This window comes from Denitromonas iodatirespirans, from assembly GCF_018524365.1.
Lineage (GTDB): Bacteria > Pseudomonadota > Gammaproteobacteria > Burkholderiales > Rhodocyclaceae > Nitrogeniibacter > Nitrogeniibacter iodatirespirans.
The window spans coordinates 17,317-39,126 of the sequence record NZ_JAEKFT010000006.1; the positions used below are offsets into that span (position 1 = coordinate 17,317).

A 21,810-nucleotide genomic window follows, 5' to 3' on the forward strand; every position below is an offset into this window, starting at 1 on the left:
GATTTCTTCGGCCGCGCCTGCTCCACCGCGGCGCGACACGGCCGGCGGCTGCGGCGCCTTCGCAAAACATCACACACGACGGGTAGAGCCGACGGCGGACGCAGGGCACAATCGGGCCTCGTTCTCACGACCGTGATTTGCCATGCGACGCCTCGTCAAAGCCGAAGTCCCCCTCTTCCTCGCCGCCGCCGTGCTCGGCGCCGGCGTGACACTCGAACATGGCGCAGTCGGCCACGGCGGCGCGCTGCTGTGGGGCCTGCTCGGCCTGATCCTCGCGGCCATCATCGCCGTTGCCGTGCGCATCAGCCATCATGCCGAAGTGCTCGCCGTGCGCTGGGGCGAACCCTACGGCACGCTGGTGCTGACCCTCGCCGCGGTGTCGGTGGAAGTGGTGATCCTGGTGGTGCTGCTGCAAGGCGCACCCAATCCCACACTGGCGCGCGACACCGTGTTTGCCGCCCTGATGCTCGACATCAACGGCATCCTCGGCCTGGCCGCCATCATCGGCGGGCTCAAGCACGGCATCACCCGCTACAACCTGGATTCGGCCAACTCCTTCATGGCCATGCTGATCGTCGCCATCGGCATCGGCATGTTCATCCCCGACTTCGTGCCCGACGAACACTGGAAAGCCTATTCCGCGTTCAGCGTCGGCACCATGGTGCTGATGTACGCCGCCTTCCTGCGCCTGCAGACGGTCGAGCACCGGACCTTCTTCGAGCATGTCGCCGCGGTCGACGAAGAAGCCCACGACACCGCCCACAGCCCCTCCTGGCTGCATGGCGCGATCATGCTCGGCGCCATCGTGCTGGTCGGCCTGCTCTCGGAAGTGCTGTCGGTACTGCTCGACGCCGGCCTGGCCGGCAGCGGCCTGCCCAAGAGCCTGCCCGCCGTGCTCGTCGCCCTGCTCTCGGCCAGCCCGGAAATCCTCACCGCCGCCCGCGCCGCCGCGGCCAACCGCATGCAGACCACGGTCAACATCGCCCTGGGCGCCTCGCTGGCCACGGTGCTGCTGACCCTGCCGGTGATCGAAGGCATCGCGCTCTTCACCGGCGACCGCATCATCATGGCGCTGACGCCAATGCAGGGCGGCATGCTGCTGCTGACCATGCTGGCGGTGATGAACAACCTGCACAATGGCGAGACCAACGCCATCGAAGGGGTCAGCCATCTGGCGCTGTTCTTTGCCTTTGCCGGGTTGGTGGCGATCGGGTTGCTGTAGGCGCGACGCGGCTTGCGGCATCCGGGCGGCGCTGGGGTGTGCTTTGCCCGATTCCGCGGGGCGTGGCTTCGGGAAGGGGACGTTGGCCGGGTCTCGCCCCGGCGGGCGACTTACTTTCTTGCTCGTGCAAGAAAGGTAGGCAAAGAAGCACGCCCCACTGTCGTGGCCCTTCGGGCTTCCCTCCCTCCGCAAGCACGGGGCGGGCGACTTCGCAAACTCGCCCTTCGGGCTCAAACAGCGAAGCCGCTTTTTCCGCCCCGCACTTGCTGCGCTCGGCACGACAGAGGGGGATGGGGTGCCCATAGGCACGGCATTCGGTTCTTGCGTGGGCAACGGCGAAGCCGAGCCCGCGTACCCGTCCCCTTCTGTGCCGCCGAACGGAGACCGGCGACGGCGGGAATTGTCGTGTCGCCTGTTTGAGCCCGTAGGGCGAGTTCGCGACACGACCCGCCGGCGCCGGGCGTAGAGAGGGCACCGGCGAAGCCGGCGGCACAGTGGGGCGCGTTTTCTTGGTTACTTCTTTGTCGCGCGACAAAGAAGTAACTCGCCCGCCGGGGCGAGACCCGGCCAACGCACCTCCGCCGAAGGCAACAAACCCCAAGCGTGGCAACGCTCATGCCCCCTCACCCCGTCAGGGCGAATTCCCGCAGGGATGCCGATCCGCCCCGCACTGGTCGAAATTCCCCAGCGGCCGATTGAAGGTGTATTCGAGCGGCCGCCCGATCCATGCCTCGGCCGTCTCGCCCACCGAGCCGCTGGGCACGGTGAAGGGTAGCGCCAGCACGAAGCCGACCGTGCCGACCACCGCGCCGACGACACCGAGCGGGCGCACCACCACGAGGTCGACGGCCATGTCGGTGGCCTTGTCGCCGGAGACCGAACCGCGCTCCTGGGCATACACCGGCGACATGCCCAGCGCCACGATCAACAAAAACATCCCGCCGTACGACTTCATGGCAAACCTCCTTCACGAACTCAATGACGGGCGAACACCGTCGCGCCGCCATCGGTGTTGAACTGCACCACCTCATAGCGGTCCGGCGTGCCGCCTTCCATGCCGGGCGAGCCCATCGGCATGCCCGGCGCGGACAGGCCGCGGGCGCCGGCGGGCTGCTCGGCGAGCAGCCGTTTGACGTCGGCCGCCGGCACGTGGCCTTCGATGACGTAGTTGCCGATGCGCGCAGTGTGGCAGGAGCCGAGCGCTTCGGGGACGCCAAGCTGGGCCTTGATACGGCCCATGTCGGCGCTGGGCACTTCCTTGACGGCGAAGCCGGCGGCGCGCATGTGTTCGGCCCATCGGCTGCAGCAGCCGCAGTTGGGGTCCTTGTACATGGTGGCGGCGGGCCCGGCGGCGAGGGCAGTGCCGGCCAGCAGGGCCATGGCGGCGGTCAGTGTCGCCTGGCGAATCGTTTGAATGAAGTTCATGGGTGAGTCCTTTTATCTTGGCCGGACGCTCTGCGCCCGGAAGCTTTGAATCGTTGGGCGCGCATTTGTTTCACCTCATCGGGCCATTGGCTTTCGATAAAGGCGAGGATGGCGCGGATCTCGTCGTCGGAGAGCGTGCCGCCGAAGGCCGGCATGTCGCTCTGGTAGCCCTCGGGCGCCAGCGGCGGCACCAGGCCGTCGCGGGTCATCTGGAACAGCATCTCCATCGGGTGATGCCAGGTGTGGCCGCTGGCGTCATGCGGCGGGGCCGGCAGACGCCCGTCCGGCTTGCGCTCGCGCCAGTTCGGTTGGCCTTCCAGATTGGCGCCGTGGCAACTGGCGCAGTGCGTCGCGTACAGCACCGCACCGTTGGCGGCAGGCGCCGACGGCGGTTCGCTGCAGGCAGCCAGCAGGGCGCTGGCCGCGACGGCCAGGGCGAATGTCTTCATGCGGGAGGCTCCCAAATCTCGACAGAAACGGCAGGGCAAGGTTTGCCCCGGACGGATCGGATTCAGGCGGACGGGATCGGGGGTCGGTCGTGGCGCGCGGGCGCCGGGTCGGATCGCACCGTCGGGGTCCGGGCCACCAGCACATGGGTGCGGGCAACATTGTCGGCGAGACGCACCGGCAGGGCAAGATGCGCTGTCACGGCGGCGCAGTCGGCCTGGGTGCAGCCGCCGGCCTTGCCGGTGTCGGGGCAGCACGGGGCGGCGGCGTGTTCGTCGGCATCGGCCATGGCATGCATGGCCGGTGCCTCCATGCCGCCGCCGGCCGGCGCGCAGCCGTCACCGCGCCACGCGGCCAGCGAAGGCAGCGGCAAGGCCAGCATCAGCAGGAGGATCACCCAGCGGCGCCACATGCGGTGCATGCTACGCCATCGCCGGCGCCGAACCTTGATCCAGATCGACCTCGGGCGTCGGCGCGCGCATCACCAGCCGGTAGAGCAGCGGCACGGCGAACAGCGTGAGCACGGTCGAGAAGCCCAGCCCCCAGACGATGCTGGCGGCCACCGGCCCCCACATCAGCGACTTGCCGCCGAGACCGACGGCCAGCGAGAACAGGCCGCCGATGGTGGTGGTGGTGGTGATGAGGATCGGCACCACGCGCCGGCGCGCGGCATACACCGCGGCATGCAGCACGCTCATGCCGCGCGCGAGGCGGTCGTTGGCCGCGTCGATGAGCACGATGGCGCTGTTGACCGCGATGCCGGTCAGGGCGATGACGCCATACAGGGTGTACAGCGACATCGGGTTGCCCGAGACGAACAGGCCGAGCACCACGCCGGTGAAGGCCAGCGGCACGGTCACCAGGATCAGGATCGGCTGCCAGTAGCTGCGGAACTGGGTGGCGAGGATCAGGTAGATCAGGCCGATGCCGAAGGCGAAGAGCCTGACCATCGAATCCAGGCTTTCCTGGATGTCGTCGAGCTCGCCCGAGAAATCCAGCGCCACGGTCGGGAAGCGCGGCTGCAGCTCGGCCCAGGCGGCCTTGAGCAGGTTGTTGGCGGTCACGGTGTCGGTGGTGTCGGGCGCCAGATCGGCCTCGACGGTGATGGCGCGGCGCAGCTGGTAGTGGCGGATGTAGCCCTTGGAGATGCGCATCTGCGCGTCCACCAGCTCGCTCAGCTGCACCTGGCGACCGTCGTCCAGCGGCACGGTGCGCTGGAGCAAGGCGTCGATGTCGGTCAGGGTCTGCGGCTGGGCGCGCACCACGAGGTCCACTTTCTCGCCGTCGATGCGCACGCTGGCCAGGGTTTCGCCCTCGCCGTAGAGGCGCAGCACGCGGGCCACGGTGGCCGGTTGCACGCCGGCGCGGGCGAGCTTTTCGCGGTCGAGCGTGAGGCGCATCTCGGTGCGGCCGGGCACGTCGTCATCGGTCAGGTCCTTCACGCCGGGGATCTTCGCCACCTCGGCCTTGAGCGCATCGGCCGCCTCGCGCAGCACGGCGTAATCGTCGGCCTTGACCTTGACGCTGATCGGCTTGCCCGAGGGCGGCCCGCCCTTCATTTCGAGGAAAGAGAGCTTCGCCTCGCCGGTCAGGCCCATCACCGGTTCGCGCAGGCGTTCGATGATCTCGCCGGTGAAGGCACCGTCGGGCTGACGCGGCGCCAGCGACACCAGCACCTGGCCGTACTGGTCGCCGTAGAGCGGTTCGGTCTCGGTGAACTTGATACCGGCGTAGGCGGTCACGGTGCGCATTTCGGCCGGGTCGAGCCGGGCACGGACAGTTTCGGCCACCTCATCGGCACGTTGCAGGGTGCGCTCCAGCGACATGCCGGCGGGCATGTCGACGTTCACATAGAACAGGCGCATCGAGTCGAAGGCGAAGAACTGCTGCTTGACCACCCCGCTGGCGACCATTGCGCCGGCGCCGACCACCGTCAGCAGCACCACCAGCAGCGCCAGCTTGGGCCAGCGCATGACGCGGATCAGCGCGCGCGAGTAGCGCACCCGCACCCAGTGGGTGAAGCGCACCCGGCGCGCCTGCCCCGCCCCGGCACGCGTACCGGCCTTGGCGCGGATGCTCAGCACATGGGTGGGCAGGATCCAGAAGGCCTCGAACAGGCTGACGCCGAGCGCCACGGTGACCACAAACGGCACCACGAACATGAACTTGCCGAGGATGCCCGGCAGCAGCATCAGCGGCAAAAAGGCGGCCATGGTGGTGAGCACCGCACTGGTCACCGGCGCGGCCACTTCGAGCACGCCGTTGATCACCGCCTCGCGCGCCGGCTCGCCACGCTGCATGCGGTAATAGATGGCCTCGACCACTACCACCGCGTCGTCCACCAGCATGCCCAGCGCGATCACCACGCCGAGCAGCACGGTGAGGTTGAGCGTGGAGCCGATGGCATTGACCACCAAAAAGGTGCCGGCCAGCGAGAAGGGCACGCCGAGCCCCACCAGCAACGCCATGCGCGGACCGAGGAACAGCCAGCACATCACCAGCACCGCGATCAGGCCCAGCAGGGCGTTGGATTCCATGATGCCGATGGCGTTGCGGGTCATGTCGGTCTGGTCGTCGAGCATCACCAGCTGCACACCCTGGTGCTGCAGCAGTGGATTGCGCGCTTCGGCAAAGGCGCGCAGTTCGTCGACCAGCGACAGGGTATTGACCCGGCTCTGCTTGGTCACCGACAGCATCACCGCCGGCTGGCCGCGCACGCTGACCCGTTGGGTGGTGCGCTCATGGCCGCGGCTGACCTCGGCCACCTCGCCCAGCGCCACCCGCCCCTCGGGGGTGATCAGCGCGGTGGCGGCCAGCGCGTCGGGGTCGTCGGTCTTGCCCTCGAGACGCACCAGCCATTCACGGTCCTGCACCCGCACCCGGCCGCCGAGCGTGTTGCGGAACCAGCCGAGCACCGAGTCGGCCACCTGCACCGGCGACAGCCCGCGCGCCGCCAGCGCTGCTGGGTCGAAATCGACATGCAGCTCCGGATCGTCCATGCCGGCGGCGATCACCTTGTCCACCCCGGGCAGGCGTTCGAGGTCTTTCTTGAGGTCGAAGGCGGCGCGGCGCAGGCGCTCGTCGAGCGCCGGGCCATAGACGGCCAGGATGGCGGTCGGGAAACCGTTGGAGGTAGTGATCTCGACCACCTGCGGGTCGGTGGCCTCCTCGGGCAACTCGTCCGAGGCCTTGTTCTGGATTTCGCGGCGCAGGTCGGCGATGCGTTTGTCGAAGTCGCGTTCCGACAGCTCGTTGAAGCGCACCAGGATCGACGACAGGTTCTCGCGGCTCGACGAGGACACATACTTGATGTCCTTGACCTGGGCGATGGCGTCCTCGAGCGGCGAGGTCAGTTCCTGCTCCACATCCTCGGCCGAGGCGCCGGGCAAGGTGGTGATGATGTTGACCCAGTTGAAATTGATCTCCGGGTCCTGCGCGCGCGGCATCAGCAGATAAGTCAGCGTGCCGCCGATGAGCACCAGCGCGAAGGCGATGTTGGCCAGCGGGTGGTTGTCGATCAGGCGCCGATAGAAGCCCATCACTGCACGGCTCCCACCGGTTTCAAGCCGATCTGGAAACGGCCTTCGTCGATCACCGCCAGGCTCGCCGGCCAGTCGGCCGGCACCGGCACCGGCCGGCCCTGCTGCGCCTCAGGCAGCGGGCGAAAGCGCGGCGCCTCGCCGTCCATCACGTACACCCCGAAGACGCCGTCGCGCTTTTGCACATAGGCCGGCGGCAGCATCGGCTGCCCGCCCTGCCAGCGCACCTCGCCGGCCAGGCCGATGGGCATCGGCCGGGTCGGCGCGAAGATCACGTCCTGCGCCTGCGCCGCGCGGTCGACCAGCGGCGAGACCCGCTTGAGCGCCAGCGGCACCTCCAGCCCGGCGGCGTCGAGCACCCAGGCCTTGGCCGCGCGCAGGCTGGCGATCTGCGACACCGGCACGCTGGCGCGGATCTCGGGCGTGGCGCTGGCGGCCAGCACCAGCACCGGCGCACCGGCCGCCACATAGTCGCCGACACTGGCCAGGCGCGCCTTGACCACGCCGTCGAAGGGCGCACTCAGCACCGTGCGGGTCAGCGCCAGCTCGGCCGCCGCCAGCGCCTGGCGCGCCGCGGCCAGCTCGTTCTGGCGCACCGCCAGCTCGGTCTCCTTGACCCGCAGCGCGTCGGGGCTGAGGAAGTTGCGATCGGCCAGCGCCCGGTTCTGCGCCAGCTGGCTTTCGGCCAGCTTGAGCTGGCTGGCCACCAGGTCGGCCTGCGCGCGGGCGCGATCGCGGGCGATGCGGTATTCGCGGTCATCCAGCGCCACCAGCCGGCTGCCGCGCTTGACCGTCTCGCCGATGCGCACCGGCAGCGCGTCGATGCGCCCGGCCACCGCCATGCCCAGCTGCGCCTCGTCCACCGCATTGGCCGAGGCGTTGACGCGATAGGTCGGATACACCGCCAGCTCGGACAGCGGGCGGGTGGTCAGGTCGGCGGCCTGCACCGTCAAGGGCAACAGGGCGCACAGGGCAAGGCGTCGGAAGGCTGTCATGGGGAGAGCATCTCGTGAAAACCGCCCGCACATCGGTGCGGGAAAGCGCAGAGTTTAACGCCATGGCATGACCGGCGCAGTGACAATCACGGCGCCGGCCGCCAGCCCAACCCCCCGGCCGTATCGGCCAGCGGCCGGTATTCGCAGCCGATCCAGCCGGTGTAGCCGAGCGCGTCGATGTGCCGAAAAAGAAAGGGAAAGTGGATCTCGCCGGTGCCCGGTTCATGCCGGCCCGGCGTGTCGGCCAGCTGCATGTGGGCGATCTGCGGCAGGTAGCGGGCAATGGTGTTGGCCAGCTCGCCTTCCATGCGCTGGGCATGGTAGATGTCGTACTGGATGAACAGGTTGTCGGCGCCCACCGCGGCGAGGATCTCGGCCGCCTGCGCGGTGCGATTCAGGAAGAAACCGGGGATGTCGAAGGTGTTGATCGGCTCGATCAGCAGCTTGAGTCCCTCGGCCGCCAGCGCCGTCGCGGCGAAGCGCAGGTTGTCGATGAAGGTGGTCAGCGCACGCGCCGGATCCACGCCCTCGGGCCGGATGCCGGCCAGGCAGTTGAGTTGCGGGCAGCCCAGGGCCTTGGCATAGGCGATGCCGTGGCCGACGCCGTCCTGGAACTCGCCGATCCGGTCGGGGTGGCAGGCAATGCCGCGCTCGCCGGCCTCCCAGTCGCCCGGCGGCAGGTTGTGCAGCACCTGCACCAGGCTGTTGGCCTGCAAGGCCTCGGCCAGCTGGTCGGCCGGCCAGCCGTAGGGAAACAGGTATTCGACCCCCTCGAAGCCAACCGCCCGGGCCGCGGCGAAGCGACTCAGGAAAGGATGCTCGTTGAACAACAGCGTCAGGTTGGCGGCGAATTTCGGCATGGCGGGGCTCCCGGGCAACAGCGCTCAGCATAGCGAGGCAGGCGGCGCGACGAAACCGTCGCTCAGCGGCGTCGGGCCTTGGGGCTGGCAAGCGCCTCCGCGGCGCCCGAGGCCGCGCTGATCGCCACGATGGCCGGATGGGTGAGCTTGCGCTCGGTGGTGATGCCGTAGATCTGCTCGGTGAGGCCCGGGATCTCGCCCACCGGCACCACGCCGTACTGGGCCTGCACGTCGGGCACCACCGCGCTGGGCGCGCAGAAGAAGCCGGCGCCCGCGCCGCCGAAGGCCTTGAGCAGCGCACTGTCGTCGAACTCGCCGACGATCTGCGGGCGCAGCCGCTCGGCCTCGAACCACTGCATCAGGGGCACACGCACCGCCACGTCCTCGCCCGGCAGCAGAAAGGGCGCTTCGTCCAGCAACGCCGGGAAGGCGCCGGCAATGCGCGCCAGCAAGGCCGGTGCCGCCATCACCGTCAGGCCGCTCTCGCCCAGCAGATGGCTGTAGGCGCGCACGTTGTAGCGCGCCGGCATCGGCCGGTCGGCGATGACCATGTCGAGATGGTGCACCGACAGCTCCGCCAGCAGCGGCGTCAGGCGGCCCTCACGGCACACCAGGCGCACCGGGTCGTCGAGCGAAAGCGTCGGCGCCACCAGCCGGTAGGCCATCTGTTTGGGCACCGAGTCGGCGATGCCGACGCGAAACGGCGGTGCCTGGGCGGCTTGGGCGTCATGCAGCACCTCGATCAACTCGTCGCCGAGGGCGAAGATCTCCTCGGCGTAGCGCAGGATGCGCTGGCCCGCCTCGGTCACCACCAGCCGGCGCCCGGTGCGCTGGAACAGCGGCACGCCGAGGCGCTGCTCGAACGCGGAAATCTGCCCGCTCACCGACTGTGGGGTCAGATGCAACTGGGCGCTGGCACGCGCGATGCTGCCGGCCTTGGCCACCATCCAGAAATAACGCAGGTGCTTGTAGTTGAGTGCAGCCACGGCGCCGAGACCTCGAAATTTTCGAACACCCCATGAACTTTATTCGATTTGTTCGTACCAAACACTACGACTACACTGCAACGCGTAGAAACGGCTTTAATCTACGGGCTCGCCTTGGCCGAGCCAGCAAGCCGGCAACACTCTCAGAGACTTTACGGAGCGCACCATGAACCGCACGTCCCCCTTCCCCACCGATATCGGTCGCGGCCAGCAAACGTCCGTACTCGCGACCAACAAGGTGATCCGCAACACCTACATGCTGCTGTCGGCCACGCTGCTGTTCTCGGCACTGACCGCCGGCATGTCGATGGCGCTGAACCTGCCGCATCCGGGCCTGATCATCACCCTGGTCGGCTACTTCGGCCTGCTCTTCCTGACCTCCAAGCTGCGCAACAGCGCCGGCGGCATCCTGGCCGTGTTCGCGCTGACCGGCTTCATGGGCTACACCCTCGGTCCGATCATCAGCCACTACATCAACCTGCCCAACGGCACGCAGACCGTCATGACCGCGATGGCCGCCACCGGCGCCATCTTCCTCGGCCTGTCGGGCTACGCGCTGACCACCCGCAAGGACTTCTCCTTCATGGGGGGCTTCCTGATGGTCGGCATCCTGGTCGCCTTCCTGGCCGGCCTGGGCGCGATCTTCTTCAGCATCCCGGCCCTGTCGCTGACCGTGTCGGCCGCCTTCGTACTGCTGATGTCGGGCCTCATCCTGTATGAGACCTCCAACATCATCCACGGCGGCGAGACCAACTACATCATGGCCACCGTGACGCTGTTCGTGTCGATCTTCAACCTCTTCACCAGCCTGCTGCACCTGCTGGGCTTCATGAACAACGACTGATCGCCGCGAATCGGGAGAACACGCATCGGGCAGCCCACGGGCTGCCCGATGTGCTTTGGGCGCCCACCCAAGGCCGCATGCTGCGACATGAGGTCGCAAGCACGATTTTCGACACGGGGACGACCGTATAGTCCGGGCGCCTTTTGCCCCGACGCATTCGTCGCCCCTTTCCAGGAAATCCGCTCATGCCCGTCCGCCTGTCCGCACCCCGCTTCCGCCGCCATGCCATCGCCGCCGGTCTGCTCGCCGCCGTCGGCGCACCGGCGGCGGCCGACAGCGCCCCGGCCGCAGCGGACACGCAGCGCATGGCGGACGTCGTGGTCAGGGACACGGCCGTCATCCCCACCCACTTCACCAGCCCGTCGGTGCTGATCGGCCCCGAACAGGCCGAGCAGGTCAATGCCACCACGGTCGAGGATGTCTTCAAGCACGCGCCCAGCCTGATCATCCGCAAACGCTACATCGGCGACTCCAACGGCACCGTCGGCATGCGCGGCGCCAACATGTTCCAGACCGCGCGCACCATGGTTTTCGCCGACGGCATGCCGCTGCATTCGCTGCTCGAAACCCGCTGGTCGGGCGCACCGCGCTGGGGTCTGGTGGCGGCCGACGAGCTGGAATCGGCGGAGGTCATCTATGGCCCGTTCTCGGCCGAATACAGCGGCAACGCCATGGGCGGCGTGGTCAACATGAAGACCAAGCTGCCCACCCAGCGCGTACTGCATGCCGAGGCCGCGAGCTTCCATCAGCAGTTCGACCACCTCGGCGCCGACCAGACCTACTCGGGTCATCGCGAATACCTCGCCTTTGGCGACGCCTTCGGTGACCTGCGCCTGTTCGTGTTCCACAACCATCTCGAAAACAAGGGGCAACCGCAGACCTTCCGCAGCCGCAGCGTGGGCGCGCCGGCCGGCGGCGCCACCGTGATCGCCGATGGCGCCGTCCGTGGCCGTGACAGCCAGAGCAACGACGTGATCTGGGTGGGCGACTCCGGCCCGGCCGCCACCCTCACCGATCTGACCAAGTTCAAGCTCGGCTACACGCTGGGCGAATGGCAGGCCACCGCCACTGTCGCCTATGAAGACCGCGACTGGCGCACCCGCCCCACCAACTACCTGCGCGACGCCGCCGGCAACACGGTGTGGAGCGGCAACGCGGTCTACAACGGTGCCGGGTTCAGCGTGAGCTCGAGTCACTTCGCGGTCAGCGACCAGATCCGCCAGACCCTGCAACTCGGCGTCGGCCTGGAAGGCCCGCTCGGCGCCAGCGGCTGGACGCTGGAAACGAACCTGAGCCATTTCGACGTACTCAAGGACCACACCCGCAGCTCCAACAAGAACCCCGACGACCCGACCTACACCACCGCCGGCTCGGTGTCGGACTACGAAGACACCGGCTGGCTGTCGCTGGACGTGAAGGCCCGCACCGAACGCTTCGCCGGCCGCGACGACATGAACTTCGTCACCGGCTACCACTTCGACCGCAACAGCCTCGCCATCGACAGCTACGACTCCACCGACTACACCGTCGGCGCCAAATCGGTGCATGACCAGACCACCGGCGGCAAGACCCGCACCCATGCCGCCTTTGCGCAGTGGGGTTGGGATTTCGCCCCGCAGTGGGACGTGGCGCTCGGCGCGCGCTACGAGCAGTGGCAGACCTACGACGGCTTCTACTACAAGCACAAAAGCGCCGCCCTGCTCGACTTCGACGACCGCGACGCCACCGGCTTCTCGCCCAAGTTCTCGCTCGGTTTCCGGCCTGCCGACGCCTGGCAATTGCGCTACTCGCTCGGCCGCGCCTACCGCTTCCCGATCGTCGAGGAGCTGTTCAGCAACGAAGAGAAGATCAACAGCAGCACCATCGCCAACGCCCATCTGCGCCCCGAGGTCGGCATCCACCACAACCTCATGGTCGAGCGCCTGATCACCCACGGTTTCGTGCGCGCCAACCTGTTCCACGAAACCGTCAAGGACGCCATCTGGAGCCAGACCGACGTCATCAACAGCGTGAGCACCTTCCTGCCGGTCGACAAGGTGCGCACCACCGGGCTGGAGCTGGTGCTGCAACAGAACCGCGTCTTCGCCCTGCCGGTCGACGTGAACGCCAATATCACCTGGACCGACAGCAAGATCGTCAAGAACGGCGCCGACCCAAGCACCGAGGGCAAGCGCTTCCCGCGCATGCCGCGCTGGCGTGCCAACCTGCTGACCACCTGGCATGCCGGCGACACGTTCGACACCTCGCTCGGCATCCGCTACGCCAGCAAGAACTATGGCAATCTCGACAACTCGGACAAGGAGACGAATGTGTATGGGGCGCAGGACGACTACCTCTTCGTCGACCTCAAGGCGACCTGGCGCGCCACCCGCAACGGCCATCTTGCGGTGGGCATCGACAACCTCTTCAACGACGAAGCCTTCGTCGCCCACCCCTGGCCGCAGCGCACGCTGTATGTCGAAGGCAAGCTGAGCTTCTGATGCGAACACCCGCCATCCTGGGCCTCGTCGCCCTGCTTCTCTTGCCGCCGATGAGCGGCACCGGTCTGGCCGCCACTCACGGCGGTCATGGGGACGCGCCGAGCGGGCCCGTGCTGCCGCAATGCCAGGACGCGGCAGCGCTGCCCTCGCCCCATTGCGGCCGCACGCCCACCCCCGCCTTCGATGCGCTGGGCCGCCTGTGGCTGGCCTTCGTCCAGGGCGGCCATGTGTACGTCACCCATGGCGCCGATGGGGAAAACACCTTTGCCCCGGCCGTGGCGGTCAACGCGCAGGCCGAATCGATCTACAGCGACGGCGAGAACCGCCCCAAGATCGCCTTCACCCCCACCGGCACCCTGGTGGTGAGCTGGACGCAGAAGATCCCCGGCGCCTATGCCGGCAATATCCGCTTTGCCCGTTCGACCGACGGCGGCCAGCGCTTCGAGGCGCCGCTCACCATCAACGACGATCGCGCGCCGATCAGCCACCGCTTCGAGTCGTTGGTAGTCGACGCCGCCGGGCGCATCACCCTGGCCTGGATCGACAAGCGCGACCTGGCCGCCGCCAAACAAGGTGGCTCCGACTACCCCGGCGCCGCCATCTACACCGCCACCTCCAGCGACGACGGCGCCCGCTTCGCGCCCAACCGCAAGCTCGCCGACCACAGCTGCGAGTGCTGCCGCATCGCGCTGGCCGCCGACGGCGACCGCCCACCGCTGGCGCTGTGGCGCCATGTGTTCCCGGTCAATGTGCGCGACCATGCCATCGCCCGCCTCGACCCGGCCGCCCCGCCGGTGGCCGAGCCGATGCGCGCCACCGACGACGGCTGGGTGATCGACGGCTGCCCGCACCACGGCCCCGACCTCAGCGTCGACGCCGACGGCCAGGCGCACATGGTCTGGTTCGCCGGCGGCGGGCCGACGCCCGGCCTGCACTACGGCCGCATCGACCCAGCCACCGGCGCGCGCAGCGCGAGCTTCCGCCTATCCCATCAACCCGGCGCCGGCCGCGCACAGGTGCGGGCACTCGGCGGCGGCCGGGTCGTCGTCGCCTGGAAGGCGCTGCAGCCCAACGGCACGGCCCTGCTGAGCCGCCAGTCGACAGACGGCGGACAGCACTGGTCGGCCGAGCGGACGCTGGCCGTCACCACCGGCGGCTCAGACCACCCGCTGATGATCGTGCGCCAGGGCGAGCCGTTCGTCTCCTGGCAGACCCAGGCCGACGGCTATCGGCTGATCCCGGTCCCGGCCCCATGACGCGCCTCGCTGTCCTGCTCGCCGGTCTGCTCCTGCTCGCGCGGCCGGCGCTGGCCGACTTCAACGCCTTCGGCGCCGACAGCCTGACGCAGATCGAGGCGCGCCGCGCGGGCAGCGACTTCGTGCTGGTGCTGTGGTCGACAGACTGCCCGCCCTGCCTCAAGGAACTGGCGCTGTTCGGCACGCTCAAGGACGCGAATGCGCGCCGGCGCCTGGTGCTGATCGTCACCGACGATCCCGAGCGCCATGCCGAGGCCGAGGCCCTGCTGACCCGCTTCGGCCTGGGCGACCTGGAGCACTGGGCCTTCGACGCCACCGAGCCCGAGCGCCTGCGCCAGCGCATCGACCCGACCTGGTTCGGCGAGCTGCCGCGCAGCTACTTCTACCGCGCCGGCCAGCCCCGCCAGGCGCGCAGCGGGCTGCTCGACGCCCCGACGCTGAGCCGCTGGCTCGGCACCGCGGACATCCGCGCCCGACACGACTAGCCCCGGGGCGTAGAATCGGGGCCTCCGCCCGCGACACGCCCCGCCCATGTTCGACCACCCCGGCGAATTCGTCACCTTCCGCCCGGCGCCCTTTCTGCCGGGCGTGGAGCTATACAACGCGCGGCTGATCGAGCACGCCTTTTCCGCCCATGTGCACGAGGGCTTCTCGGTCGGCGTGATCGCCAGCGGCGTCGAGCGCTTCCACTATCGCGGCAGCGGCCATATCGCCGATCCGGCCACCCTGGTGCTGCTCAACCCGGACGAACCGCACACCGGCGAGGCCGCCGACGAGGGCGGCTGGCACTACCACATGGTGTATCTGCAACCGGCGGCGATGAGCGCGATTGCCGGGCCGCAGGTGTATTTCCCGCAGGCCGCGGTCAAGGACGCCGCGCTGTCGCAGATGCTGGCCATCGCGTTCCGGCGCATGTGGCAGGCTGACGAGCCGATCGCCGCGCAGACCGCCCTGACCGATGCCATCGCCACCATCGCCGAACGCCACGGCCGCCATGCCCGGCCGGCGAGCGATGTCGCCATGCAGCGCTTCGACCGGGTGGTCGACTACATCGAAGCGCATCTCGACCAGGCGCTCGACCTCGAACGCCTCGCCGCCGTGGCCGGGCTGTCGATGCACCACTTCGCCCGCGCCTTCGCCGCCCACTTCCACCTCAGCCCGCACCGCTATGTGCAGGCCCGCCGCGTGCTGCGCGCCAAGCAAGGGCTGGCCGGCGCACAGCGCCCGCTGGCGGTGGCGCTCGACGCCGGTTTCACCGACCAGAGCCACCTCACCCGCTGGTTCCGCCAGGCCTACGGCGTGACGCCGGCCGAGTACCAACAGCAAATCGGTACAAGACCGCACAGCCGCTGAGGGCTACCCTGCAGGCTCACCCATTGCCTGCAGGCCCCGCATGTTCCACCGCACCACCTCCTCGGAGTCCCCATGCTCGGCGGCCTGAGCGCCGCGCTCGGCGCCGGCCTGATCTGGGGCATGGTGTTCATCGTGCCGCTGATCCTGCCCGACTACCCGGGCGTGAGCCTGGCCGCCGGCCGCTACCTGGCCTTCGGCGTGCTCGCGGTGTTTCTCGCCCGCGCCGACCGCGCCGCGCTCAAGCGCCTGACGCGCGCCGACTGGATCGAGGCGGCCAAGCTGGCGGTGGTCGGCAACCTGGTCTACTACGGCACGCTGGCCAGCGCCATCCAGCTGGCCGGCGCGCCGGTGCCGACCATGATCATCGGCACCTTGCCGGTGGCCATCGCCATTGGCGCCAAGCTCACCAGCCACGACGAGGCCGATCACGGCCTGCCGTGGAGCCGCCTTGCCCTGCCGCTGGGCGTGATCGCCGCCGGCCTGGTGCTGGTCCATGCACAGGCCGACACGGCGGGCGAGGTCGAGCAGAACGCACGCTACTGGCTGGGCCTGGGGCTGGCGGTGGTCGGCCTCGCCTGCTGGACTTGGTATCCGCTCACCAACAGCCGCTGGCTGCGCCGCCAGGGGCCTGGCCTGGCCCGCCCTTGGGCCACCGCGCAGGGCCTGATGACGCTGCCGGCGGCGCTGATCGCCTTCGCGGCCATCGCGGCATGGCAGCAGGCCACCGAGGGCGCCGTCGACCTCCTCGGCCCGCGCCCGGGTCTGTTCGTCCTGCTGATGCTGCTCACCGGCCTGCTCGCCTCGTGGCTGGGCGCACTGCTGTGGAACCACGCCAGCCACCAGCTACCGGCGGCGCTGACCGGCCAGCTGATCGTCTTCGAAACCCTGGCCGCGCTGACCTATGCCTTCGTCTGGTATCAACGCTGGCCAACGCCGGCCGAGGGCGGCGGCATCGTCCTGCTGATCGCCGGCGTGGTGCTGGCCGTGCGGGCCTTTCGCCGGCCACGGCCGGCGGTGCCGAGCCCGGCCCGGCGCTGAGCCGGTGTCGCGGGCCGGTCAGCACCGCTCCGCGGGAACTTGACCGCCGCCGCCCCGTCTGAAGAGCGGTACCCAAGCCGGGCTGCTAGAATCCGCCCCAACCTTTTTCCGCCAGCGATCCCCCATGCTCAGCCTGCTCGACCGCCCCCGCCTGCCGTTCTTCGCCCTCTTCCTGGTGGGCAGCGGCCTGCTTGGCTTTGGCCTGTACCTGCAGCATGTGGTCGGCCTCGAGCCCTGCCCCATGTGCATCATGCAGCGCTATGCCTTCGCCGTGGCCACGCTGTTCGGTCTGGTCGGCGGCCTGCATGGCAGCACCGGCAGCGGGCGCAAGGTCTATGGCGCCCTGATCACGCTGTTCGCGCTGGCCGGCGGCGGCGTGGCCGCCTGGCAGAGCTGGATGCAGCGCTTCCCGCCGAACCTGGCCGAATGCGGCCCCGGCATCGAATACCTGATGGAGAGCTTTCCGCTCACCGAACTGCTGCCGATGATCTTCCGCGGCGCTGGCGACTGCACCGCCATCGACTGGACTTTCCTCGGGTTGTCGATCGCCAACTGGTCGCTGCTGTCCTTCACCGCGGTGCTGGCTTTCGGTTTGCATGTGATTTTCCGGCGCGTCGCACCGCGCTGAGCCACGCATGCCTTGCGGCGGTGCGCAACGCACCGCCATGGTGCAGTTTTACCCCCTCTTTCGGTGCCGATGCGGCACTGCAGCATCCAGAACAGTGCATCTGAGCCACTGGCACACCCCTTGCTAACAGGCTGTTGAAGCGACGCACCACCGCGTCGCACCGACAACCGGACGACCGGGCCACAACGGCCGGGGCCGCAGCAAGGGGCAAGACATGCGCAAACTGAAACTGGTGATGGTGGGCAACGGCATGGCCGGCGTGCGCACGCTGGAAGAGCTGATCAAGATCGCGCCCGAGATGTACGACATCACGGTGTTCGGCGCCGAGCCGCATCCCAACTACAACCGCATCCTGCTCTCCCCGGTGCTGGCCGGCGAGATGACGATCCAGGACATCATCCTCAACGACAAGCAGTGGTACGCCGACAACGGCATCGACCTGCGCCTGAACAACAAGGTGGTGAAGATCGACCGCCGCGCACGCAAGGTCTTCGCCGCCGACGGCAGCGAATGCGAGTACGACCGCCTGCTGCTGGCCACCGGCTCGAATCCTTTCATGCTGCCCGTCCCCGGCGCCGACCTGCCGGGCGTGATCGCCTATCGCGACATCGCCGACACCGACGCCATGATCGAAGCGGCGGCCCGCCACAAGCATGCGGTAGTGATCGGCGCCGGCCTGCTCGGCCTGGAAGCGGCCAACGGCCTGGCGCTGCGCGGCATGGACGTGACCGTGGTACACATCGCCGACTGGATCATGGAGCGCCAGCTCGACAAGACCGCTGCCGACATGCTGCAGAAGTCGCTCGAAGCCAAGGGCATGAAGTTCCGCCTGCCGGCCTTCACCGCCGAGCTGCAGGCCGGCGAGTCGGGCCGTGTCTCGAAAGTGGTGTTCAAGGACGGCGCCACGATTCCGGCCGACCTGGTCGTCATGGCCGCCGGCATCCGCCCCAACACCGCGCTGGCCGAATCGGCCGGCATCCACTGCGAGCGCGGCATCGTGGTCAACGACACCCTGCAGACCTACGATCCGCGCGTGTATGCGGTGGGCGAATGCGCCAACCACCGCGGCACGGCCTACGGCCTGGTGGCACCGCTGTTCGAGCAGGCCAAGGTCTGCGCCAACCACCTGGCGATGTTCGGCATCGGGCTGTACAAGGGCTCGGTGACCTCGACCAAGCTGAAGGTGACCGGCATCGACGTGTTCTCGGCCGGCAACTTCATGGGCGGCGACGGCACCGAAGACATCGTGCTCAACGACCCGGGTGCGGGCGTCTACAAGCGCGTGGTGCTCAAGGACGACAAGCTGGTCGGCGCCGTGATGTACGGCGACACCAAGGACGGCGCCTGGTACTTCCAGATGCTCAAGGACGGCCAGAACATTGCCGAAATCCGCGACCACCTGCTGTTCGGCAACAGCCACCTGGGCGACGCCGGCCACAAGGGCGTCAATTCCGCGGCGGCCATGCCGGACACCGCCGAGGTGTGCGGCTGCAACGGCGTGTGCAAGGGCGACATCGTCAAGTCGATCAAGGAAAACGGCCTGTTCACGCTGGACGAGGTGCGCAAGCACACCAAGGCGTCGAGCTCCTGCGGTTCCTGCACCGGCCTGGTCGAGCAGATCCTGGCCTCGACCATCGGCGGTGCCTACCAGCCGGCCGACTCCAACAACAAGGCGGTGTGCGGCTGTACCGAGCACTCGCATGGCGAAGTGCGCAAGGCGATCCGCGAGCACAAACTGCTCTCGCCGCAGGCGGTGATGGACTTCATGGAGTGGAACACGCCCAACGGCTGCGCCTCCTGCCGCCCCGCGCTCAACTACTACTGCATCTCCACCTGGCCGCACGAGGCGCAGGACGATGCGCAAAGCCGCTTCATCAACGAGCGCGCCCACGCCAACATCCAGAAGGACGGCACCTACTCGGTGGTGCCACGCATGTGGGGCGGGCTGACCACGCCGGCCGAGCTGCGCGCGATTGCCGATGCGGCCGAGAAATACCAGGTGCCGACGGTGAAGGTCACCGGCGGCCAGCGCATCGACCTGCTCGGCGTCAAAAAGGGCGACCTGCCGCTGATCTGGCATGACCTCAACAAGGCCGGCATGGTCTCCGGCCACGCCTACGGCAAGTCGATCCGCACGGTGAAGACCTGCGTCGGCTCGGAGCACTGCCGCTTCGGTACGCAGCGTTCGATGGAGCTGGGCGTCAAGCTGGAGAAGATGCTGTTCGGCATGTACAGCCCGCACAAGGTCAAGCTGGCGGTGTCCGGCTGCCCGCGCAACTGCGCCGAGGCCGGCATCAAGGACGTGGGCGTGATCGGTGTCGATTCGGGCTACGAGATCTACGTGGCCGGCAACGGCGGCATCAAGACCGAGGTGGCGCAGTTCTTCTGCAAGGTGCAGACCGACGAGGAAGTGAAGGAAATCTCCGGCGCCTTCCTGCAGCTGTACCGCGAAGAGGGCTACTACCTGGAGCGCACCGTGCATTACATCGAGCGGGTCGGCCTCGACTACGTGAAGAAGCATGTGCTCGACGACGTGGCCAACCGCAAGGCGCTCTACGAGCGGCTGCTGTTCGCGCTGCAGGACTATGTCGACCCGTGGCAGGAGCATGCCGAAAAGGCCGAGCTGCGCCGCAACTTCGAAGACGTCACGGCCTGAGGACACCGCCATGAACGAATGGGATCCCTGGTGGGCCACCGAGCCCGACACCGACGGCACGCCGCTGTGACCGACATCATTCACGCATCGAGACACCACACCATGACGACACAATCACTCGAACCCTCCGCCGATCTGAGCTGGCAGCCGGTCTTCCCGCTCGAGGAGATCCCGGTCCTCGGCTCGCGCGTGGTCAGCAGCGCCACCCATGGCGACATCGCGGTGTTCCGCAACCGCGAGGACGAAGTCTTCGCGGTGCATGACAAGTGCCCGCACAAGGGCGGCCCGCTGTCGCAGGGCATCGTGCATGGCCGCTCGGTGACCTGCCCGCTGCACAACTGGAAGATCCAGCTCGAAAACGGCGAGGCGGTCGCGCCCGACAAGGGCTGCACCAAGCCCTTCGCGGTCAAGGTCGAAAACGGCACGGTGTTCCTGCAGCTGTAAGGCACAGCCCCCCATTCCATGACGCGAACGCAGGCACCGCGGTGCCTGCGGCGGCCGCACTCAGCCCGAAGTCGGCACGCGTCCCCCGGTTCTTTTCAGCATCCAGAGGTGCACCATGTCCAACGAGAAAGGCTTCAACCTGTTCTCCTTCACCGGAAAGATGAAGATCCTCCACCTGTCGTGGATGGTGTTTTTCATCACCTTCTTCGTGTGGTTCAACCATGCCCCGCTGCTCGGCGCCATCGCCGAATCGCTGGGTCTCGAAAAGGGCCAGGTCAAGACGCTGCTGATCCTCAACGTGGCGCTCACGATTCCGGCGCGCATCCTCATCGGCATGCTCACCGACAAATACGGCCCGCGCATCACCTATGCCGCGCTGCTGTTCATCTCCAGCGTGCCCTGCTTCATGTTCGCGCTGGCCGACACCTTCACCCAGGCTGCCATCGCCCGCTTCCTGCTCGGCTTCATCGGCGCCGGCTTCGTGATCGGCATCCGCATGGTCAGCGAGTGGTTTCCGGCCAACGAGCTGGGCACGGCCGAGGGCATCTACGGCGGCTGGGGCAACTTCGGCTCGGCTGCAGCGGCCATGCTGCTGCCCACCATCGCCCTGGTGTTCGGCGGCGACAACGGCTGGCGCTACGCCATCGGCATCACCGGCGCGCTGAGCCTGCTGTTCTCCTTCATCTGGTATTTCAACGTCAGCGACACGCCCAAGGGCTCGACCTATTTCAAGCCCAAGAAGAGCGGCGGCCTGGAAGTGACCAGCAAGGGCGACTTCGTCTTTCTGCTGGCCATGAAGGTGCCGATGTACCTGGCCCTCGCCCTGCTGGCCTGGAAGCTGTCGCCGGCCGGCGTGAAGATGATCACCGACTTCGCCGCCAACGCCATCTACCTCGGCCTGGCCGCCATCTACGTGTATGACTGCTACAGCGCCTATCGCGTCAATCACGAGATCTTCGAGAAGCCGGTGCCGGAGATGCACCGCTACAAGTTCAAGCAGGTCGCGGTGCTCAACATCCTGTACTTCGCCACCTTCGGCTCCGAGCTGGCCGTGGTCTCGATGCTGCCGCTGTTCTTCGCCGAAACCTTCAACCTCGACCCGGTCTATGCCGGCCTGGTGGCCTCGGCCTATGCCTTCATGAACCTCATGTCGCGCCCCGGTGGCGGCTGGATCTCCGACCGCTTCGGCCGCAAGAAGACGCTGCTGATCCTCACCGCCGGGCTGGCCGCGGGCTACGCCCTGATGGCGGCGACCAACGCCAGCTGGCCGCTGTGGCTGGCAGTCGCCGTGGCCATGGCCTGCTCCTTCTTCGTGCAGGCCGGCGAAGGCGCGGTGTTCGCCGTGGTGCCGCTGATCAAGCGCCGCCTCACCGGCCAGATCGCCGGCATGACCGGCGCCTACGGCAACGTCGGCGCGGTGGTGTACCTCACCGTGCTGTCGCTGGTCAGCTACGAGATCTTCTTCAGCGTGATCGCCCTCACCGCGGTCGTCGGCTTCGTCACCCTACTGTTCATGGAAGAACCCAAGGGCCACATGGCCGAAGTGCGCGAAGACGGCACGGTCGAGCTGATCAGTGTGAGCTGAGCGCGGCGGTATGATTGCCCTTTGATTGACGGCTGCATTGGCGGGTTGAAAC

Annotated in this window: 19 protein-coding genes; 11 read left to right on the plus strand and 8 right to left on the minus strand. The window is 68.1% G+C overall.

Annotated elements, in window-relative coordinates; translation table 11 throughout:
• Positions 1-142: 142 nt before the first annotated feature.
• Positions 143-1,222 (plus strand): calcium:cation antiporter, encoded by a 1,080-nt coding sequence (locus I8J34_RS06860; protein ID WP_214360662.1) that lies wholly within the window; start codon positions 143-145, stop codon positions 1,220-1,222.
• Positions 1,223-1,853: 631 nt separating this feature from the next.
• Here the strand turns inward: I8J34_RS06860 and I8J34_RS06865 are convergent.
• The 8 genes from I8J34_RS06865 to nhaR form a co-directional block, all read right to left on the minus strand.
• Positions 1,854-2,177 carry a hypothetical protein gene (locus I8J34_RS06865; RefSeq protein ID WP_214360663.1) on the minus strand — a complete coding sequence of 108 codons (324 nt, stop codon included), beginning with the start codon at positions 2,175-2,177 and terminating at the stop codon, positions 1,854-1,856.
• A 20-nt stretch (positions 2,178-2,197) separates the two neighbouring features.
• Positions 2,198-2,647, minus strand: a complete 450-nt coding sequence (locus I8J34_RS06870) for a DUF411 domain-containing protein (protein WP_214360664.1) — start codon at positions 2,645-2,647, stop codon at positions 2,198-2,200.
• Complete coding sequence (locus I8J34_RS06875; protein WP_214360665.1) at positions 2,644-3,096, minus strand: c-type cytochrome; 453 nt, start codon at positions 3,094-3,096, stop codon at positions 2,644-2,646. Before I8J34_RS06875 ends, I8J34_RS06870 begins: the two co-directional genes overlap by 4 nt.
• A 62-nt stretch (positions 3,097-3,158) precedes the next feature.
• Positions 3,159-3,515: a hypothetical protein gene (locus I8J34_RS06880; RefSeq protein WP_214360666.1), complete on the minus strand. Its 357-nt coding sequence runs from the start codon at positions 3,513-3,515 to the stop codon at positions 3,159-3,161.
• 1 nt (position 3,516) lies between these two features.
• Positions 3,517-6,633 (minus strand): efflux RND transporter permease subunit, encoded by a 3,117-nt coding sequence (locus I8J34_RS06885; RefSeq protein ID WP_230411751.1) that lies wholly within the window; start codon positions 6,631-6,633, stop codon positions 3,517-3,519.
• Entirely contained in the window at positions 6,633-7,628 is a 996-nt protein-coding gene (locus tag I8J34_RS06890; protein ID WP_214360668.1) for an efflux RND transporter periplasmic adaptor subunit, read from the minus strand. The genes I8J34_RS06885 and I8J34_RS06890 overlap by 1 nt, the downstream gene beginning before the upstream one ends.
• Before the next feature lie 86 nt (positions 7,629-7,714).
• Positions 7,715-8,488: a hydroxypyruvate isomerase gene (gene hyi, locus I8J34_RS06895; protein ID WP_214360669.1), complete on the minus strand. Its 774-nt coding sequence runs from the start codon at positions 8,486-8,488 to the stop codon at positions 7,715-7,717.
• A 62-nt stretch (positions 8,489-8,550) separates the two neighbouring features.
• Positions 8,551-9,474, minus strand: coding sequence for a transcriptional activator NhaR (nhaR, locus tag I8J34_RS06900; RefSeq protein WP_214360670.1), 924 nt, complete (start codon positions 9,472-9,474; stop codon positions 8,551-8,553).
• Between the two features lie 166 nt (positions 9,475-9,640).
• On the opposite strand from nhaR, the gene I8J34_RS06905 reads away from it, so the two are divergent.
• From I8J34_RS06905 to I8J34_RS06950, 10 genes are all read left to right on the plus strand, one after another.
• On the plus strand, positions 9,641-10,318 hold the full coding sequence (locus I8J34_RS06905) for a Bax inhibitor-1/YccA family protein (protein ID WP_214360671.1): 678 nt from the start codon (positions 9,641-9,643) through the stop codon (positions 10,316-10,318).
• A 185-nt stretch (positions 10,319-10,503) separates the two neighbouring features.
• Entirely contained in the window at positions 10,504-12,798 is a 2,295-nt protein-coding gene (locus I8J34_RS06910) for a TonB-dependent receptor (protein WP_214360672.1), read from the plus strand.
• Positions 12,798-14,054: a sialidase family protein gene (locus I8J34_RS06915; RefSeq protein ID WP_214360673.1), complete on the plus strand. Its 1,257-nt coding sequence runs from the start codon at positions 12,798-12,800 to the stop codon at positions 14,052-14,054. The genes I8J34_RS06910 and I8J34_RS06915 overlap by 1 nt, the downstream gene beginning before the upstream one ends.
• Positions 14,051-14,539 carry a thioredoxin domain-containing protein gene (locus I8J34_RS06920; RefSeq protein ID WP_214360674.1) on the plus strand — a complete coding sequence of 163 codons (489 nt, stop codon included), beginning with the start codon at positions 14,051-14,053 and terminating at the stop codon, positions 14,537-14,539. Before I8J34_RS06915 ends, I8J34_RS06920 begins: the two co-directional genes overlap by 4 nt.
• A gap of 46 nt (positions 14,540-14,585) precedes the next feature.
• Entirely contained in the window at positions 14,586-15,407 is an 822-nt protein-coding gene (locus I8J34_RS06925) for an AraC family transcriptional regulator (RefSeq protein WP_214360675.1), read from the plus strand.
• A gap of 72 nt (positions 15,408-15,479) precedes the next feature.
• The gene (locus I8J34_RS06930) at positions 15,480-16,445 is read left to right on the plus strand and encodes a DMT family transporter (protein WP_214360676.1); all 966 of its coding nucleotides are present in this window, start codon (positions 15,480-15,482) and stop codon (positions 16,443-16,445) included.
• A 124-nt stretch (positions 16,446-16,569) separates the two neighbouring features.
• Entirely contained in the window at positions 16,570-17,073 is a 504-nt protein-coding gene (locus I8J34_RS06935; protein WP_214360677.1) for a disulfide bond formation protein B, read from the plus strand.
• A gap of 214 nt (positions 17,074-17,287) precedes the next feature.
• Positions 17,288-19,729, plus strand: a complete 2,442-nt coding sequence (gene nirB / locus I8J34_RS06940; RefSeq protein WP_214360678.1) for a nitrite reductase large subunit NirB — start codon at positions 17,288-17,290, stop codon at positions 19,727-19,729.
• 102 nt (positions 19,730-19,831) lie between these two features.
• Positions 19,832-20,173, plus strand: coding sequence for a nitrite reductase small subunit NirD (gene nirD, locus I8J34_RS06945; protein ID WP_214360679.1), 342 nt, complete (start codon positions 19,832-19,834; stop codon positions 20,171-20,173).
• Positions 20,174-20,288: 115 nt separating this feature from the next.
• The gene (locus I8J34_RS06950) at positions 20,289-21,758 is read left to right on the plus strand and encodes a NarK family nitrate/nitrite MFS transporter (RefSeq protein ID WP_214360680.1); all 1,470 of its coding nucleotides are present in this window, start codon (positions 20,289-20,291) and stop codon (positions 21,756-21,758) included.
• Positions 21,759-21,810: the final 52 nt, after the last annotated feature.

Coding starts and splice junctions, on each gene's coding strand:
- I8J34_RS06925 (WP_214360675.1), top strand. CDS start 14,586: ATGTTCGACCACCCCGGCGAATTCGTCACCTTCCGCCCGGCGCCCTTT.
- I8J34_RS06885 (WP_230411751.1), bottom strand. CDS start 6,633: ATGGGCTTCTATCGGCGCCTGATCGACAACCACCCGCTGGCCAACATC.
- nirD (WP_214360679.1), top strand. CDS start 19,832: ATGACGACACAATCACTCGAACCCTCCGCCGATCTGAGCTGGCAGCCG.
- I8J34_RS06920 (WP_214360674.1), top strand. CDS start 14,051: ATGACGCGCCTCGCTGTCCTGCTCGCCGGTCTGCTCCTGCTCGCGCGG.
- hyi (WP_214360669.1), bottom strand. CDS start 8,488: ATGCCGAAATTCGCCGCCAACCTGACGCTGTTGTTCAACGAGCATCCT.
- I8J34_RS06950 (WP_214360680.1), top strand. CDS start 20,289: ATGTCCAACGAGAAAGGCTTCAACCTGTTCTCCTTCACCGGAAAGATG.
- I8J34_RS06875 (WP_214360665.1), bottom strand. CDS start 3,096: ATGAAGACATTCGCCCTGGCCGTCGCGGCCAGCGCCCTGCTGGCTGCC.
- I8J34_RS06890 (WP_214360668.1), bottom strand. CDS start 7,628: ATGACAGCCTTCCGACGCCTTGCCCTGTGCGCCCTGTTGCCCTTGACG.
- I8J34_RS06915 (WP_214360673.1), top strand. CDS start 12,798: ATGCGAACACCCGCCATCCTGGGCCTCGTCGCCCTGCTTCTCTTGCCG.
- I8J34_RS06865 (WP_214360663.1), bottom strand. CDS start 2,177: ATGAAGTCGTACGGCGGGATGTTTTTGTTGATCGTGGCGCTGGGCATG.
- I8J34_RS06930 (WP_214360676.1), top strand. CDS start 15,480: ATGCTCGGCGGCCTGAGCGCCGCGCTCGGCGCCGGCCTGATCTGGGGC.
- I8J34_RS06935 (WP_214360677.1), top strand. CDS start 16,570: ATGCTCAGCCTGCTCGACCGCCCCCGCCTGCCGTTCTTCGCCCTCTTC.
- I8J34_RS06860 (WP_214360662.1), top strand. CDS start 143: ATGCGACGCCTCGTCAAAGCCGAAGTCCCCCTCTTCCTCGCCGCCGCC.
- I8J34_RS06905 (WP_214360671.1), top strand. CDS start 9,641: ATGAACCGCACGTCCCCCTTCCCCACCGATATCGGTCGCGGCCAGCAA.
- nirB (WP_214360678.1), top strand. CDS start 17,288: ATGCGCAAACTGAAACTGGTGATGGTGGGCAACGGCATGGCCGGCGTG.
- I8J34_RS06880 (WP_214360666.1), bottom strand. CDS start 3,515: ATGCACCGCATGTGGCGCCGCTGGGTGATCCTCCTGCTGATGCTGGCC.
- I8J34_RS06910 (WP_214360672.1), top strand. CDS start 10,504: ATGCCCGTCCGCCTGTCCGCACCCCGCTTCCGCCGCCATGCCATCGCC.
- I8J34_RS06870 (WP_214360664.1), bottom strand. CDS start 2,647: ATGAACTTCATTCAAACGATTCGCCAGGCGACACTGACCGCCGCCATG.